Source organism: Streptomyces sp. NBC_01426 (assembly GCF_036231985.1).
GTDB lineage: Bacteria > Actinomycetota > Actinomycetes > Streptomycetales > Streptomycetaceae > Streptomyces.
Genome location: NZ_CP109502.1, coordinates 542,219 through 555,218 on the forward strand (window position 1 = coordinate 542,219; position 13,000 = coordinate 555,218).

Genomic DNA, 13,000 nt, shown 5'->3' on the forward strand with positions numbered 1-13,000 from the left:
GCCCCCGGCATTAGAGCTGCCGGGGTCCCGGAGGGCCTGGTCACGACCCTACCCACCGCCGTAGATCCACGGTGACCTCTTGCACGGAGGCGCCCGGAAGAGAGAGGACTCCCCGTGGCCACCAAGCCCGCCACCCGCCGCCGGCGCCAGCCCGCGGCGGCCACGAAGCCCCGAGGCGCCGGGCGCGCCAAGGCGTCGACGCCGCCGGCCTCCATCCCGGCCCAGGCCGGTGCCCCCGAGGAGACGGGGCTGCTGGTCTTCCCTGAGGCCGACCCGGTCGTGGCCGATGCCGCCGACCGTGCCGCCGACCTCCGGGACCAGGCCGTCGCCGAGGTCGCGCGGATCCTCGCTGACGGCGAGGCTCGTGCCACCGAGCTGCTGGACGGCGCCCGCACCGTGGCGGCCTCGATCACCGAGGCCGCCACCGCGGAGCAGTCCCGCCTTCTGGCCGTCGCCGCGATGGACGCCGACCGGGTCCGCACGGAGGCCGCCACCACCGCGGCCGCCGACGCCGACCAGGTCCGCGCAGCCGCCGAAGCCACGTCGGAGCAGCTGCTCGCCGACGCGCGCCGCCAGGCCGACACCGTCACGACGACGGCGACCGGTGAGGCCGACCAGATCCGCGCCGCCGCCAGCACGGCTGCCGAGCAGCTGCTCACCGACGCCCACCGCCAGGCGCAAGGGGTCGCCACCACGGCGGCCGCCCAGGCCGAGCAGATCCGTACCGAGGCCGCGCAGACCGCCGCGAAGGCTCTCGCCGACGCGGAGACGGTGCGCACCGAGCTGCTCGCGGCTGCGGAGCGCACCGCGGCTCAGACCCGCACCCGCGCCACCACCGACGCCGGCCGGCTCTTGGAGCAGGCTCGGGGCGAGACCGACCGGATGCGCGAGAGCGCGGACGCCCAGGCCGCGCAGGTGAAGGCTGGGGCCGAGAAGGCGGCAACCGAGCTGCGCGAGGACGCCGCCCGCGAGCGGGAGGCCTCCCGCGCGGATGCCGCGCGTACGCGGACGTTGGCCAAGGAGGACATCGGCCGGCTGCGGGTGACGGCGGCCGAGGACGCAGACCGTTTGACCCGCAACGCCCGCGTGGAAGCCGACCGCATCCTCGCGGCCGCCCGCACCAAGCGGGATGCGGACCTCAAGGAAGCCGATCGGGCGTTGGCGCAGGCTCGGCTGCGGGAAGCGGACGCGGACGTCACGCTGAAGGCCGCCGACGACATGGTGGCCGAGGCCGCTGCCCGGATGAAGCGCGCCACCGACCGCACCGAGCAGGCCCTGGAACGCAAGCGCCTCAAGCTCCGAGCCAGGGGGGAGCGTCGGGACGCGAAGGAAGCCCGCAAGGCGAAGGCCCGGGAGCTGCGGGCGGCGTCCCGCGCCGGGAAGCCGGCCGCGGCCGACCGCGTGAAGCAGTTCGTGAAGGTGAACTCGGAGCGGCTGATGGTGATCGGTCCGATCACCGCTCCGATGGCCGTCGCGTGGACGGGCCAGTCGGGCTTCGCCGAGGACATCCTCGGCTGGGTCGTCCCGTTCACGATCCTGTTCGCCGCCGCCTGGGAGTTGTCGACGGCGTTCGTGGGCTGGATGTACCACCAGGCCCGCCAGGGCGGCGACTCCGGAACCCTCTACCGCGTCAGCACGTGGATCTTCGCTCTGGGCGCCGCGGTCATGAACTTCTGGCACGCCTCTGGAGAGCCGGTGGCCAGCAGCCGGTCCTGGGACGCGGAGGCCCAGAAGTGGACGGAGCAGATGACCTACTGGAACCTCACCCCGAAGGCGGTGGCGTTCGCCGCCATGAGCATCGTGGGGATGGTGTTGTGGGAGCTGTACGCCTCCCTGATCCACCGTCGCAAGCTCCGTGAGGACGGCAAGGTCGCCAAGGCCCGACCGTCGATCGGAGCGGTCCGCTGGTTCCGCTACCCGGTCCACAGCTTCACCGCCTGGTCCCTCGCGATCACCGACCCGCGCCTGACCACGCTGGACCGGGCCTGGACCGCGGCCGCCGCGGAGCTCGCGGACCGCAAGGCGGTCCGGACCGGTCTGGCCCTGCACCGGCTCGTCGTCCCCCGCATCGCGGCCGACGATCACGGACCGGCCGCCATCCCCACCGTCCTCACCCTGACCCGAACGGACCGGCCCGGATCGTTGGAGGGCCTCGTTCCGGTCCGCCCGGTCCGACACGGCGGGTACGCGGGCCGGTCCGGTCCGAGCGACCGAGACGCGGTCCATGGTCCGGTCCGGACCGCCGGAGCCCCGGACCGGACCGGCGGACCGGCGCTCGCGCTGGAGGCCGGTCCAGCCGGACCGCAGGGCGCTGACCTGCTGACCGGCCCCGGTCCGGCCCGGGGCCCCCGGGCCGTGACCGCCGCCCAAAGCCCGGCGACCGCGCGCGGGGTGACGGTCCGGACCGACGATGCCGCTCCCGGACCGCAGGATCCGGACCGCTCTGGCCCGGCCCATCACGAAGCTTCGGACGAGGTCGACGGTCCGGAGCGTGGCGAAGACGGCGGTCCGGACCGCACGGTCATCACGCTCACGGACCTGGAGCGGACCGCGCTGGACCGTCTCCGGACCGCGAACGAGCCGTTGAACCGGACCAACATCGCCAAGGCGGTCCGGACCGAGGGCGGTGCCATCGCCACGGACCGCGCCGGACAGATCGCCGTCGCCCTCAAGCAGCACACGGACCGCTGACCGGACCGCCCTGCCGCACATGGTCGTCCCCGGACCGCGCTCGCCCACCGAGCGCGGTCCGGGGACGGCCACGGCAGGCCGCTCGCCCGCACCCGCCCCGCGCGGGGACAGCGGGCCATGTACGACCCGAGCACCACCCCCGCCCCGCGTAACAGCCTCGGGGACCAAGCACTTCTCTCCTGCGCCCACCCCGAGATCTGGAGGTATTCCGCATGAACAGCAACGACCCGCATCACGCCCCCCTGCGCGATGTGGCGAAGAACCCCGAGGCGACCGCCCGGTACCTGGCCGATGTTCAGCGGGTCCTGCTGGACATCGGCAGGAACCTGGAGTACCTGACCCTGGAGACCCGCGTCCACTGCCGCGACACCCACGTCCAGGGCGACCGCTGGTTCGACGCGTGGATGCGCGCCCAGCCCGTCGAAAGGGCTTTGAAGGACGTGCTCAAGCACGTCGAGGGCGTCACCAACGGCCTGGAAAAGAGCGCATTCAAGCGCCGCGCCCACGACGAAGCGGTCGCGAATACCGCCAAGAAAAGGAAGGAAAGGGAACTGGAAAAGCAGCGGAAGAACGCCCCGCCGCTCCAGGCCGCCCCGCCGAGTCCGCCGCAGCAGGATGCGACCAGCCGGAATTCCGGCTATGGTGGCCCCACGTCGATTTACGACATGGGTAACAGGGAGTCGGCGTGACGCGCCCCCTCAGCAGCACGGAACGCTCCATTCAGGGGCGCAACAGCTGGCTGAAGGATGAGGAGCGCAGGGCAATCGAAAGTCGCGGCGAGTTGGGCCGGATGGAATTCTGGCTCCGCGTGACTCGAACCCGAATCACCCAGGACGTCAGGGCCGGCCGAGCCGACGTCATCCGCGGTTTCACCAGTGTCTGCCGACTCTTCAAGCTCGCGATCGACAAGCGGGCCGAGGGTGATCCGAGGCTGTGGAACCACCTCATGCAGTACGCGGACCAGGTGCTGGAGCAGCACGACCCGCGCCGCTGAACACCCACCAACGAAGGCCCCGCCGGACTCCGGCGGGGCCTTCGCCTCGCGTGATGCGTGCACACGTGCACGTGCACACGCGTGCACGCGAGACCCACCCGTTGTCAAGCCCTCTGGAGGGAGGTGCACCGTGTCCGACGTGGACGACCCGAACGGGATCCTGGTCCGTGGCCCATGGAGCGGTGAACCCTCATACGCCCCGCCGCCCATCCCGGACTTCGCCGACACCATTGCGCCGCCGGAAGACATTCCCGCCGCGCCGCCGGAACTCCCGGAAGAAACCACGATGGAACTTCCGGCGATTCCGGCCGCGCCGGACCCGACCACGGCATTGCGTTCGGACGGATTCGCCCCGCCGCAATACGGTGAAGGGGAAGGAGAATACGAGGAAGGCGAATGCGTTCAGTCGCGTTCTCTCGCCGATCGCCTCGGTGACTGGTTGGAATTCCGCCTCGAAATGGCGCGGTACAACCACGAAAGCGAAGCGCCTTTCCGTGAGGCTGAAATTGCACGGAAGGCCGCTTTGCTGGAGGGCCGCACCGCGCAGGAAGTCGCGATGATGGAGCAGAACGGAAAGCTCCACGCCGCGATGATGAAAGCGAAGGGAGACAAGGCGGCGGCACGCGGAAAGGCCGACGCCGACCGCATGAAGTCCCCCGGCTCCGGGCTCGGTGCGGACAAGGGCCGCTCGAAGGCCGGCGGCGGGGGCGGGTCCTCGCGCGGCGGCGGTGGCAGTGGTGGCGGCGCGTCCCGCAACGGCTCGGGAGCCGGAACGGTGCCCGGCTCGAAGGGGCCCGGCTCGAAGGGGCCCGGGGCGAAGGGGCCCGGGTCGCGCGGCTCGAACTCCGGCGGTTCCGCCGGGCGTTCGGGGTCCGGGGCGCCCGGGAGTGGCAAGGGCGGCACGAAGGGCCCTGGCCGGCCCTCTGGCGGCCGTTCTCCCGGTTCGGGGCACGCCGGGTCCGGCGGGGGTTCGAAGGGCTCCCACAGCGGTCCTGGCGGCTCCGGCAAGGGCAGCGGCCACAAGGGTGACGGCGGCCGGCCCCAACACCCCGGCCCGGCGTCCAACTCCCGTGCGGAACGGGCGCGCGGCCGCGCCGACCGCGCCTCCACCCGGCAGGCCGGGCGCCAGGAACGGCGCAGCGCCGGTCACTCCGCCGGTGTCGCCGACCGGGGCAAGAACCGGGACCAGGCGCGCGCCAACCGGCAGCGGGAATGGGAGGACCGCCGGGCGAGGAAGGCGGAGCGGGAGGCGGCACGCAAGGCCAAGCGGGAAGCCGCGGTGTCGGCCGATCCGGGTCGCACCACGCTGGGCAAGGCCGTCGGCGAGGAAGCCCGGCGCCGCTGGGACAAGCGCCGCGCCGACGCGAAGGCCGCCGCAGACGCCAAGGCGGCCGGCACGGAGAAGGTGAACCCGACCAAGGACAAGGCCGCCAAGGACGACAAGACCAAGGGTGCCGATCCGAAGGACACCGGCACGGACGCCGACGGCAAGGCCAAGAAGGACCCCAAGGACGGCCCTGACGGCGCTTCTGGCGACGGGAAGCCCGACCCGACGGGCGATGAATCCGGCAAGGATTCCAAGACCGGTGACGAGCCGTCTGACGGCTCGAAGAAGCGTCGCCGGTTCCGCCGGTTCCGGCGCCGCTCCGACGGCTCGGGCCGGCCCCGGCGGGGTCGCACCCGCGGTGCCGGGCATACCGGCCGCCGTGCAGGTCGGCGCGGACGGCGGTCCGCGGAGGGCCGGTTCGGACCACCGCCCACCCCGACGGCGGAGTGGCCCGATCACCCCAGCCGCCCGCCGCGCCCCGCCGGATCCGCCACCGAGGACGACGTCGTCGACGCGGACATCGTCCCCGACGCTCCGGCCGCGGTGACGACCGGCGTCAAGGGCCTGCCGCCCGCCCCGGAGCCGCACACCGAACGTCCCGGCACCAGCCGACCCACCAGCACGGAAGGGAGCAGCGTGAGCAGCGCACAGGTCAGCAGGCCGTCCAGGCAGGGCAACTTGGCTGCCCAGCACCGTACGGACATCACGTTCGACGAGTACCTGATGGAGATGGCGAACATCGCCATCAAGGCCGCGTCCGACGAGGAGCGCGCCGAGGCGTTGAGGGAGGCGCTCGGCCGGGTCGCGGACGCTTTGGCGGAGATGGCCGCCGACCTGGCCGAGGACCACAACGTGTCCGCCGCCGTCACCGACCTGATCGCCGACCTGGCCGAGATGTCGGGGCGGATGAAGGAGCAGGCTCAGCGGTGCGCCGAGGAGTGCGGCATTGCCAAGGTGGCCGCCAGGCTCGGGGCGAGCGAGGTCGCCCGCGTGTACGGCGAGGACATGGACGCCAAGGAAGACGCGGGCCTGACGTCCGTGTCGGCCGCAGCCCACCACGACTAGAAAAGGGGACACCCGCTGATGAGCGACCTCGCACCCCGCGGTACCGGCATGGCCGCGGCTCCGGCCGACGGCGACAACCGCTACAAGTCCGTCCAGAGCAAGTTGGACAAGCTCGGCAAGGCCATGGACGACGCCGGCCTCGAACTCGAAGGTCTGCGGCGCAGCATGAAGGCCAACGCGGCCCACACCCACGACGTCGCCGGCGACATCGAGAACGCCCGCCTGGACGCCAAGTTCGTGGAGATGACCAACCTGGTCTCGGTGGCCCTGGGCGGTGCCGCCGTGGAGGTCAAGCGGCTGTGCGACAGCGCGCAGGAGACCGCCGACCTCACCTGGGAGGCCAAGCGCACCCACTCCCGGCTGTACGGGGCGCTGGACGACATCCGCTCCAACCGGCGTGAGAAGACCCCCGGCCGGGCTTCCTCAACCGCTGACCCCTCCCCCACCCACCCCGCCACGGGCGGCCCCGCGTTTCTGCGGGGCCGCCCGTCCTCGTTCCGAAGGAGAACCTGGTGTCCACGCCGCGCAGTGTCGTGCTCGAACGCCTCGCCTACACCCTCGCCGCGCCCGTGCTGGCCGTGGCCCCCAACGTCTACCCCGACAGCCCCGTCCACCAGATCGTGCAATGGGCCGGCGCCGCCGGGATCGGCGGCTGGCTCCTGGCCGCCAAGAGCGACGCGCACGGCGCCGGGCGCAAGATCCTGCGCTGGTCCCCGCTGGTCCTGGCGGCCGCCATCGACGTCACCGCCAAGACCACCGCCGGCTGGGGCCCCTGGTGGATGGATGGGCTGCTCGCCGCCGGCTGGGCGGCCGCCGGCTACCTGGTGATGCCGTTCTCCCGGCACGCCCGCACCCGCCACCGCCCCGCCCTCGCCGCCCCGGCCCCGCACCCGACCCCCGAGATCGCCCCGGAAGAGGCTCCGCGGCCGGTCGACGACGGCGCCGACCTCCTCACCCGCGACGCTCGGATGATGTGGGAGCAGGCCGGAAGCCCGGCCCGCACCCACATCGTCAAGGCCACCCGACACCCCGGGATGCAGCACGACATGACACTCCTGTTGCGCGCCTCGGAGCCCGGGCGGCCCATCACCGGCCTGTCCGAGACCGCGGTCGCCGCCCCCTTCGGCGTGCCCGCGCACGATGTCGTCCTGATGGACGTCGCGGTCCAGCCCGGCCGCCAGGGCGGGCCGGGCTGGCTGGAGGCCCGCATCACCCCCGACGCCAACCAGCGCCGACGCACCAAGCCGACCCCCCAGGAGCGCTGGACGGACAAGGTCGGCGGACCCAAGGGCGGCGCCCCCGGCTCCGAACTGGTCCACCACACCCGCGACGAGGAGCGCGGGGTCACCTTCTACCGAGCGAAAATGGCCGACGCCACCACCACCCCGCGCATCGACCTGGCGAAGGTCTGCCGCGGCCTGGGCCTGCCCGAGGACGACTCCTGCGTCTTCGTCCTCATCGACGGCACCGAGTTCCTCATCAGCGCCTTCGACAAGCCCCCACTGTCCGCGATCTTCCCCGCCACCCGCGAACTGCTCACCCCGGACGCCAAGGGCATGTACGTGTGCGGATACACCATCACCGGCCAGCCGGTGAAGAACATGGTGTTCCAGCACGACAAGAACGCCGCCCGGCACGGCCTCATCCTGGGCGTGTCCCGGTCGGGGAAGACGCAGTTCTTCGCGATCGACATGGCCGCCATGTCCCTCGCCGGGCAGGTCGTGTGGCTCTCCACCGTCCGCAAGGACGAGAAGACCACCGTCCTGGGGAAGTACATCGACCGGCAGGGCTCCAACGCCCTGTGGATGGCCCGCTCCCTGCGCGCGGCGAAGGCGCTGTGCGAGATCCGCGCGGAGATGCCCTGGCCGCACGACGGCGAGGCGCACGACTACAAGCCCGGCGACCCCCGCTGCCCCTACAAGCAGCTGAACGTGTTCACGGACGAGTTCATGACCGCCGCACAGGACGCCCAGTTCGGCGCGTTCATCCAGACCGACGGCGACGACCTCACCGTCACCGGCCTCAAATACGGCATCGGCCTCAACCCGGCCGGCCAGTCCCCGTTCGCCCACAACGGGTTCTCCACCGAGATGAAGGACAACCTCCGCCAGAACAGCCGGCCGACCATCTTCAACATGGGCAGCCCCGCCGCCACCCGCAAAGCGGCCGAGGGCACGATGGAGAACACCTACGACGTCCCGACCATCCCCGCCCGCTACGCCCAGCAGGAAGGCTCCGCGATCGAGCGGGCCATGCGCGGCGAGGCCGACCCGGAGAACGGCGTCTCCACCGGAGGCGTCGCCATCATGGTCATGGACAACGGCCGCGCGGTCCTCATGCGGTCCCTGTACGCGGACTTCGACACCGACCTCGCCGAGCTGTTCCCCGAGGTCGTCAACCGGCTCACCGACCACGAGGTCAGCGAGCTGACCAAGCGCGGCCTGTGGTTCGACTGGAACGAACCCGTACGCCCCGGCGAGTTCTGGCCCGAGCCCAACGACGACGACGACGACGGCGACGACGATGGCGGCTCCCGCCGTCGCGATGGCGGGGGCGGTAAGGGCGGGCCCAAGGCAGCCAGTAACCGCTCCGAGCCCCAGATCGCCTCGCCCCGCCAGGCACTGGAGGCCATCAGGAGCCTTAGCGATGTCTGAGAGCCGCCCATCCCTGTCCGGAGGCGGTACGAGCCGGCTGCCACGATCAAGCCGGATCGTTGGGGCGGGGCCAGTGACAGTGCCAGATACACCCCCGAGGCGTGGGTGGAGGACCGCCACGAAACTCTCTAAGGCATTCGCTTGCAATGCATTCACGTGAGATGCATATTGGACTGGCGGGCCGGGGTGCCCCCTCGTCTACGTGCTTCGCAGCAGACCGCCTCCAGCCTGGCAGCTCGAACTCCTCGGGGGAGGGCCGTCAGGTTGCCAACTCGGCCTCCCGCCCCGAGACCTCCCAACTCGCCAGCATCAGCGGCCCGAAGGACCCCGTCATGACCAACGTCCCGGTCCACCCCGTCGGAACCGACCGCCCGCAGTCCCTGGAGCACCGCCCGATCCGGGCGGCGCGCGCCCGGCGTGCCGGGGTGAAGCTCCTGTCCGCCGTCGTCCGCTACAACGGCATCACGATCACCGCGGTTGTCACCGCTCTCGGCGTCCACGCGTTCACTGCCCGGATCAACCCGGACCGCTGGGACGGCGACACCCTCTACACGCTGCCGGAGGACCTCAGCGACATCCGCGACGAGTTCAACTCCGGCGCCGACCCGACCCAGCGCAGCCTGCGTACCGGCGGACTGCTGGATACGACCGCCGCGCTCACGCGCAGGCTCGCCGGGCAGGGGGAGGAGGGTCAGGCCCAGCGCCTCCACGCGTCCGCCCTCCACCTGAGCAAGGCCGACGGCGTGCTCGGGCGCGGTCGGGCCGGTGACGAGCCGGCCGCCGACGCCCGTAAGGATCTGCAGTAGAGACACCCCGGGGACGGCGGCCAGGTCGCCAAACTCAGCCCGCCGCCCCCGGGTCTCCCAACCCGCTCCAACCGGAGCAGGAGGGTCGGAACCATCGTCCCTCACCATCCGCCAGGAGCACACATGACCCCCCGACCCGACACCGAGCCCAGCACTACGGAAGACATCAAGGCCGCCGTCCAGATCGCCCAGAGCGCACGCGACAACGCCGTACTCGCCGCCGAGAAGGAGTTCTGGCAGCGGATGGGTGAGCTCAGCAAGAGCTACCACGGCGCCCAGCAGGACGTCGCCGACGCCATGGGCCGCAAGCGCGACTACGTCTACAAGAACGTGCGGAAGTACACCGCCTGATCCACCCCCTCCGGGGCCGGCCACCAGGTCGCCAACCACTCAGCCGGCCGCCCCCGGAGCTCCCGACCCACCATCTCGCAGCACGCAGGAAGGCTTCGCCATGCCCGCATCCGCAGCACCCGCCGCCTTCGGCCCCCAGGCTCCCGACGCGAGCACGCGCCTCCTGGCCGACGAGGTCGAAGCCTGGCTCAAGAAGATCACCCCGGCCCCCGCGGCCGCCCCGGCCCCCGAACAGCCCGCGCCTCCTGCCGGATTCGGCATTCCCGCCCTGGCGGGGGGGGGGGGGGGGGGGGCCGCCCGGCCTCGCCGAGGTCGAGCGCCGCGAACGAGCCACCGCACGCCGCCCAGGCGGCCGCACGCCCCTCCCTGCTCGACCGGATCACCCGCCGCCACCAGCGCCCGGCGACCCGGGCCAGCGTGCACATCCGCCGGGCCGCCGCCGCGCTGGCCACCGGCGGATGGTGCCGCGGGGAGCTGCGTGACGCCACCGGCCGGCACTGCATTCTCGGCGCCCTCATGGCCGCCCCGGCCGACAGCGACACGGTCGGTCGCTCCCACATCTACATCCGCTCCGCGATGGCCGAATCGGCCGCGTACGCCCAGCCGACGCCCGACTACCGCGCCCGCATGGAGGCGCAGTGGAGCCGGGAGGGCCGCGACCCGCGGTCTCTGGGTCGCCAGTTCGACATCGCCGTGCACAACAACGTGGTCGCCCCGACGGTCGGCGCCGTCCTCGACCTCCTGCAGCGGGCCGCCGAGTTCGCCGAGCGCGCGGGGGACTGACGGGGGCGGCAGGGGAATCCCCCTGGACGCAGTGACATGTAGTGGGTATAGTTTTCTTGTTGGGGTTCGGGTTCTCCTCCGGATCTCCCCGACCACCCACCCGACCTGACCGAATCAACCCGGAAGGCGCCCCGCATGCACATCTCCATCGAGCGTTTCCTCTTCGGAGGCGGCCTCGGGCCCCCACAGCAAGTACGCCAAAGCCATCGCCCCCCACGCCGAGAAGCTCACCGTTCGCGACAAGTTCGGCCCCTTCGCGCGCCATCCACCTGATCCTCAACGGCGACGCGAGCCAGCTCGACCACCTGGTGAACACCGCACGGAAGCCAAGCTCCTGCCCGGCGTCGCCCCCACGGACGTCAACGCCGCCATGCCTCCTTGGCCATGTGTGTAGCCCTGTGGCGGCTGGCCTTCCCCCAGCGGCGAAAAGCCAGCCCAACAGCCTTCAGCCCAACCCAGCCCAGCGGCGGGGCTAACCAGCCTACATGTGTATGGCGTAGCCGTAATAATAATAGCCAGCAATATGTGTGTGGCGGCCGAAAAAAAAAAAAAGAAAAAAAAAAAAAAAGCCAGCCAAGGCGGCGCCGCCACTCCCGCCGGGCCTACAGCCAGACGACCATCGACCGCGATGGCGTACTGATCGTCCTTCAGATCGCCAACATGCACGGCGAGATCGATGTCGCCCAGACCCTCGTGCACGAGCTCGTCCACGCCCACCAGCTCGGCAACCGCACCGCCCGCGGCCTCCACCTGGACTACCTCAAGCACGTCTGGGGCCAGACGCCCATGAAGTCCAACACCGTCAGCGCCTACGAGCTGCTGATCGACCAGCGCGAGCACGAGGCCTACGACGCCGAGGACCTGGCCGCCCGGCTCTGAACCCGACAGGAGGACCGCCATGCAGATCCGACATCCTTGGCCATGCCGTGCGGACCGCCGCCTCCGGCGCGCCGCCACGACCTTCTCCGACCTCGGCGAACTGACCGCCCGCTGGCTCGAAGGCGACATCCGCTCCCGCCCCGAGATCATGCCGAACCACGCGCCCGACGACGAGACCCTGCCCCTTATCCCCTGCCTGGCCGCCGCGAACCGCGCCGGATTCCTCACCGACGACTCCCAGCCCGGCCACAACGCCGCCGACCGCGCCGGCAACCTGTGGGAGCAGCGCGCCGCCGTCACCGGATTCGTCGCCGACCCCGAGATCCTCACACGCCTCGTCGACTCCGCCGAGCAGGCCGGCCTCGACCTCCTCGTCCGATTCCAAGGCGACGACCACCACCCGGGGCTGCTCGTCTCCCGCGCCAACGGCTTGGCCGCCACCTGGTACGGCCGGGCACCAACCCAGCGCCGAACTCCGCGACGCCTGGCCCCGCCGCCTCGTCGGCGACACCGCCTTCGAAGCCGTCCACCTCGCGCCCACCAGCTCACCCTCTAGCCGCCACCGCCTTCGAGCCCGGCGACATCCTCTGGACCGCCCTGGACGAAGCCCTGCACCTGCCGAGCGCGGCCAGCTGCTGACGGCCCCCCGCGATGCCCGGCCTCCAGGGCCGGGCGTCGCCGAGGACCGGACAGACCGGCCCGCAACGAGACGGAGAACCGATGACCTCTCCCACCGACCCCGACACCGTGATCGCCGACATCTGGCGTCTCGCCGCCGCCGGCACGCTGCCGCTCACCGCACCGATTCTCCAGCTGCTCGGCGCCGCCATCGTGAACCAGGCCCGCCTGGCCGCTGCCGAGGCCGTCTTCCCCGGCATCACCCACCTCACCGACCACGGGCCGGGCGAACTCACCGCCTATCGCGCGCAGGCCAACGCCATCCCGTACGGCACCTTCACCACCCGCGAAGCCGCCCGGGCCTGCGCCGAGACCGTACTGAGGCAGCACCGTCCCCTCGCCCCGGGCCTGTCCACCGGCTGGGCACCGGAGTCCGGCGATACGGACGCCACCGAGGAGCTGATGCTCTTCGGCCCCGGCCAGGACGACGAGGACGGCACGGGCGTACTCGTCACTCCGCTGACGGTCAGCGTCCTGTACGACCCGGACGCCGAGGGATGACGATGCCCCAGTTCATGTGGGAGGTGGACGTCCCGATAGAGCGCGCCGGCACCGGCGAACGCGGTGTGCACGTCTTCACCGGACTCGCCGAGAACGGCAGCGAGGCGCGCCAGGCCGCACGACGCGCCTGGGAGACGGCACTCCTCCACACCATGGCCGACCAGGACATCCCCGCCGCCACCAGTCACACCGACTGGTCCGCCCGCGGACTGCGCGCCGGATGGGACCTGCGCTGGAACCAGGCCACGCACCACTACATCACCCGATAGAT

13 protein-coding genes are annotated in these 13,000 nt (G+C 71.8%); 12 read left to right on the forward strand and 1 reads right to left on the reverse strand.

Going from position 1 to position 13,000, the window contains the following annotated elements:
* The first annotated feature begins 114 nt into the window (after positions 1–114).
* The 3 genes from OG906_RS41075 (at position 115) to OG906_RS41085 (ending at position 3,685) form a co-directional block, all read left to right on the forward strand.
* Entirely contained in the window at positions 115–2,691 is a 2,577-nt protein-coding gene (locus OG906_RS41075; RefSeq protein ID WP_329449105.1) for a hypothetical protein, read from the forward strand.
* Positions 2,692–2,903: 212 nt separating this feature from the next.
* Entirely contained in the window at positions 2,904–3,380 is a 477-nt protein-coding gene (locus tag OG906_RS41080; RefSeq protein ID WP_329449104.1) for a hypothetical protein, read from the forward strand.
* A gap of 119 nt (positions 3,381–3,499) precedes the next feature.
* Complete coding sequence (locus OG906_RS41085; protein WP_266976226.1) at positions 3,500–3,685, forward strand: hypothetical protein; 186 nt, start codon at positions 3,500–3,502, stop codon at positions 3,683–3,685.
* 190 nt (positions 3,686–3,875) lie between these two features.
* On the opposite strand, the gene OG906_RS41090 is transcribed toward OG906_RS41085, so the two are convergent.
* The gene (locus OG906_RS41090) at positions 3,876–4,268 is read right to left on the reverse strand and encodes a hypothetical protein (protein WP_329449103.1); all 393 of its coding nucleotides are present in this window, start codon (positions 4,266–4,268) and stop codon (positions 3,876–3,878) included.
* Between OG906_RS41090 and OG906_RS41095 the strand changes: the two genes are divergently transcribed.
* From OG906_RS41095 to OG906_RS41135, 9 genes are all read left to right on the forward strand, one after another.
* Positions 4,242–6,077, forward strand: coding sequence for an ATP/GTP-binding protein (locus OG906_RS41095; protein ID WP_329449102.1), 1,836 nt, complete (start codon positions 4,242–4,244; stop codon positions 6,075–6,077). The two genes, OG906_RS41090 and OG906_RS41095, sit on opposite strands and share 27 nt — an antisense overlap.
* A 512-nt stretch (positions 6,078–6,589) precedes the next feature.
* Positions 6,590–8,731 carry a chromosome segregation protein ParM gene (locus tag OG906_RS41100; RefSeq protein ID WP_329449100.1) on the forward strand — a complete coding sequence of 714 codons (2,142 nt, stop codon included), beginning with the start codon at positions 6,590–6,592 and terminating at the stop codon, positions 8,729–8,731.
* Positions 8,732–9,063: 332 nt separating this feature from the next.
* Entirely contained in the window at positions 9,064–9,537 is a 474-nt protein-coding gene (locus tag OG906_RS41105) for a hypothetical protein (RefSeq protein ID WP_329449218.1), read from the forward strand.
* Between the two features lie 123 nt (positions 9,538–9,660).
* Positions 9,661–9,888 carry a hypothetical protein gene (locus OG906_RS41110; RefSeq protein ID WP_266976216.1) on the forward strand — a complete coding sequence of 76 codons (228 nt, stop codon included), beginning with the start codon at positions 9,661–9,663 and terminating at the stop codon, positions 9,886–9,888.
* Between the two features lie 378 nt (positions 9,889–10,266).
* A complete protein-coding gene (locus tag OG906_RS41115) occupies positions 10,267–10,671 on the forward strand; it encodes a DUF6197 family protein (protein WP_443067520.1) in 405 nt (134 codons plus the stop codon).
* A gap of 525 nt (positions 10,672–11,196) precedes the next feature.
* Positions 11,197–11,550, forward strand: a complete 354-nt coding sequence (locus tag OG906_RS41120; RefSeq protein ID WP_329449220.1) for a hypothetical protein — start codon at positions 11,197–11,199, stop codon at positions 11,548–11,550.
* Between the two features lie 19 nt (positions 11,551–11,569).
* Positions 11,570–12,106, forward strand: coding sequence for a DUF6919 domain-containing protein (locus OG906_RS41125; RefSeq protein WP_329449221.1), 537 nt, complete (start codon positions 11,570–11,572; stop codon positions 12,104–12,106).
* Between the two features lie 164 nt (positions 12,107–12,270).
* Positions 12,271–12,729, forward strand: coding sequence for a hypothetical protein (locus OG906_RS41130; protein ID WP_329449097.1), 459 nt, complete (start codon positions 12,271–12,273; stop codon positions 12,727–12,729).
* On the forward strand, positions 12,726–12,998 hold the full coding sequence (locus OG906_RS41135; protein ID WP_329449096.1) for a hypothetical protein: 273 nt from the start codon (positions 12,726–12,728) through the stop codon (positions 12,996–12,998). The genes OG906_RS41130 and OG906_RS41135 overlap by 4 nt, the downstream gene beginning before the upstream one ends.
* Positions 12,999–13,000 lie beyond the last annotated feature (2 nt).

What these genes read in the sequence shown, in the direction of transcription:
- OG906_RS41080 (WP_329449104.1), top strand. Translation starts at nt 2,904, where the DNA reads ATGAACAGCAACGACCCGCATCACGCCCCCCTGCGCGATGTGGCGAAG.
- OG906_RS41095 (WP_329449102.1), top strand. Translation starts at nt 4,242, where the DNA reads ATGATGGAGCAGAACGGAAAGCTCCACGCCGCGATGATGAAAGCGAAG.
- OG906_RS41105 (WP_329449218.1), top strand. Translation starts at nt 9,064, where the DNA reads ATGACCAACGTCCCGGTCCACCCCGTCGGAACCGACCGCCCGCAGTCC.
- OG906_RS41110 (WP_266976216.1), top strand. Translation starts at nt 9,661, where the DNA reads ATGACCCCCCGACCCGACACCGAGCCCAGCACTACGGAAGACATCAAG.
- OG906_RS41125 (WP_329449221.1), top strand. Translation starts at nt 11,570, where the DNA reads ATGCAGATCCGACATCCTTGGCCATGCCGTGCGGACCGCCGCCTCCGG.
- OG906_RS41130 (WP_329449097.1), top strand. Translation starts at nt 12,271, where the DNA reads ATGACCTCTCCCACCGACCCCGACACCGTGATCGCCGACATCTGGCGT.
- OG906_RS41135 (WP_329449096.1), top strand. Translation starts at nt 12,726, where the DNA reads ATGACGATGCCCCAGTTCATGTGGGAGGTGGACGTCCCGATAGAGCGC.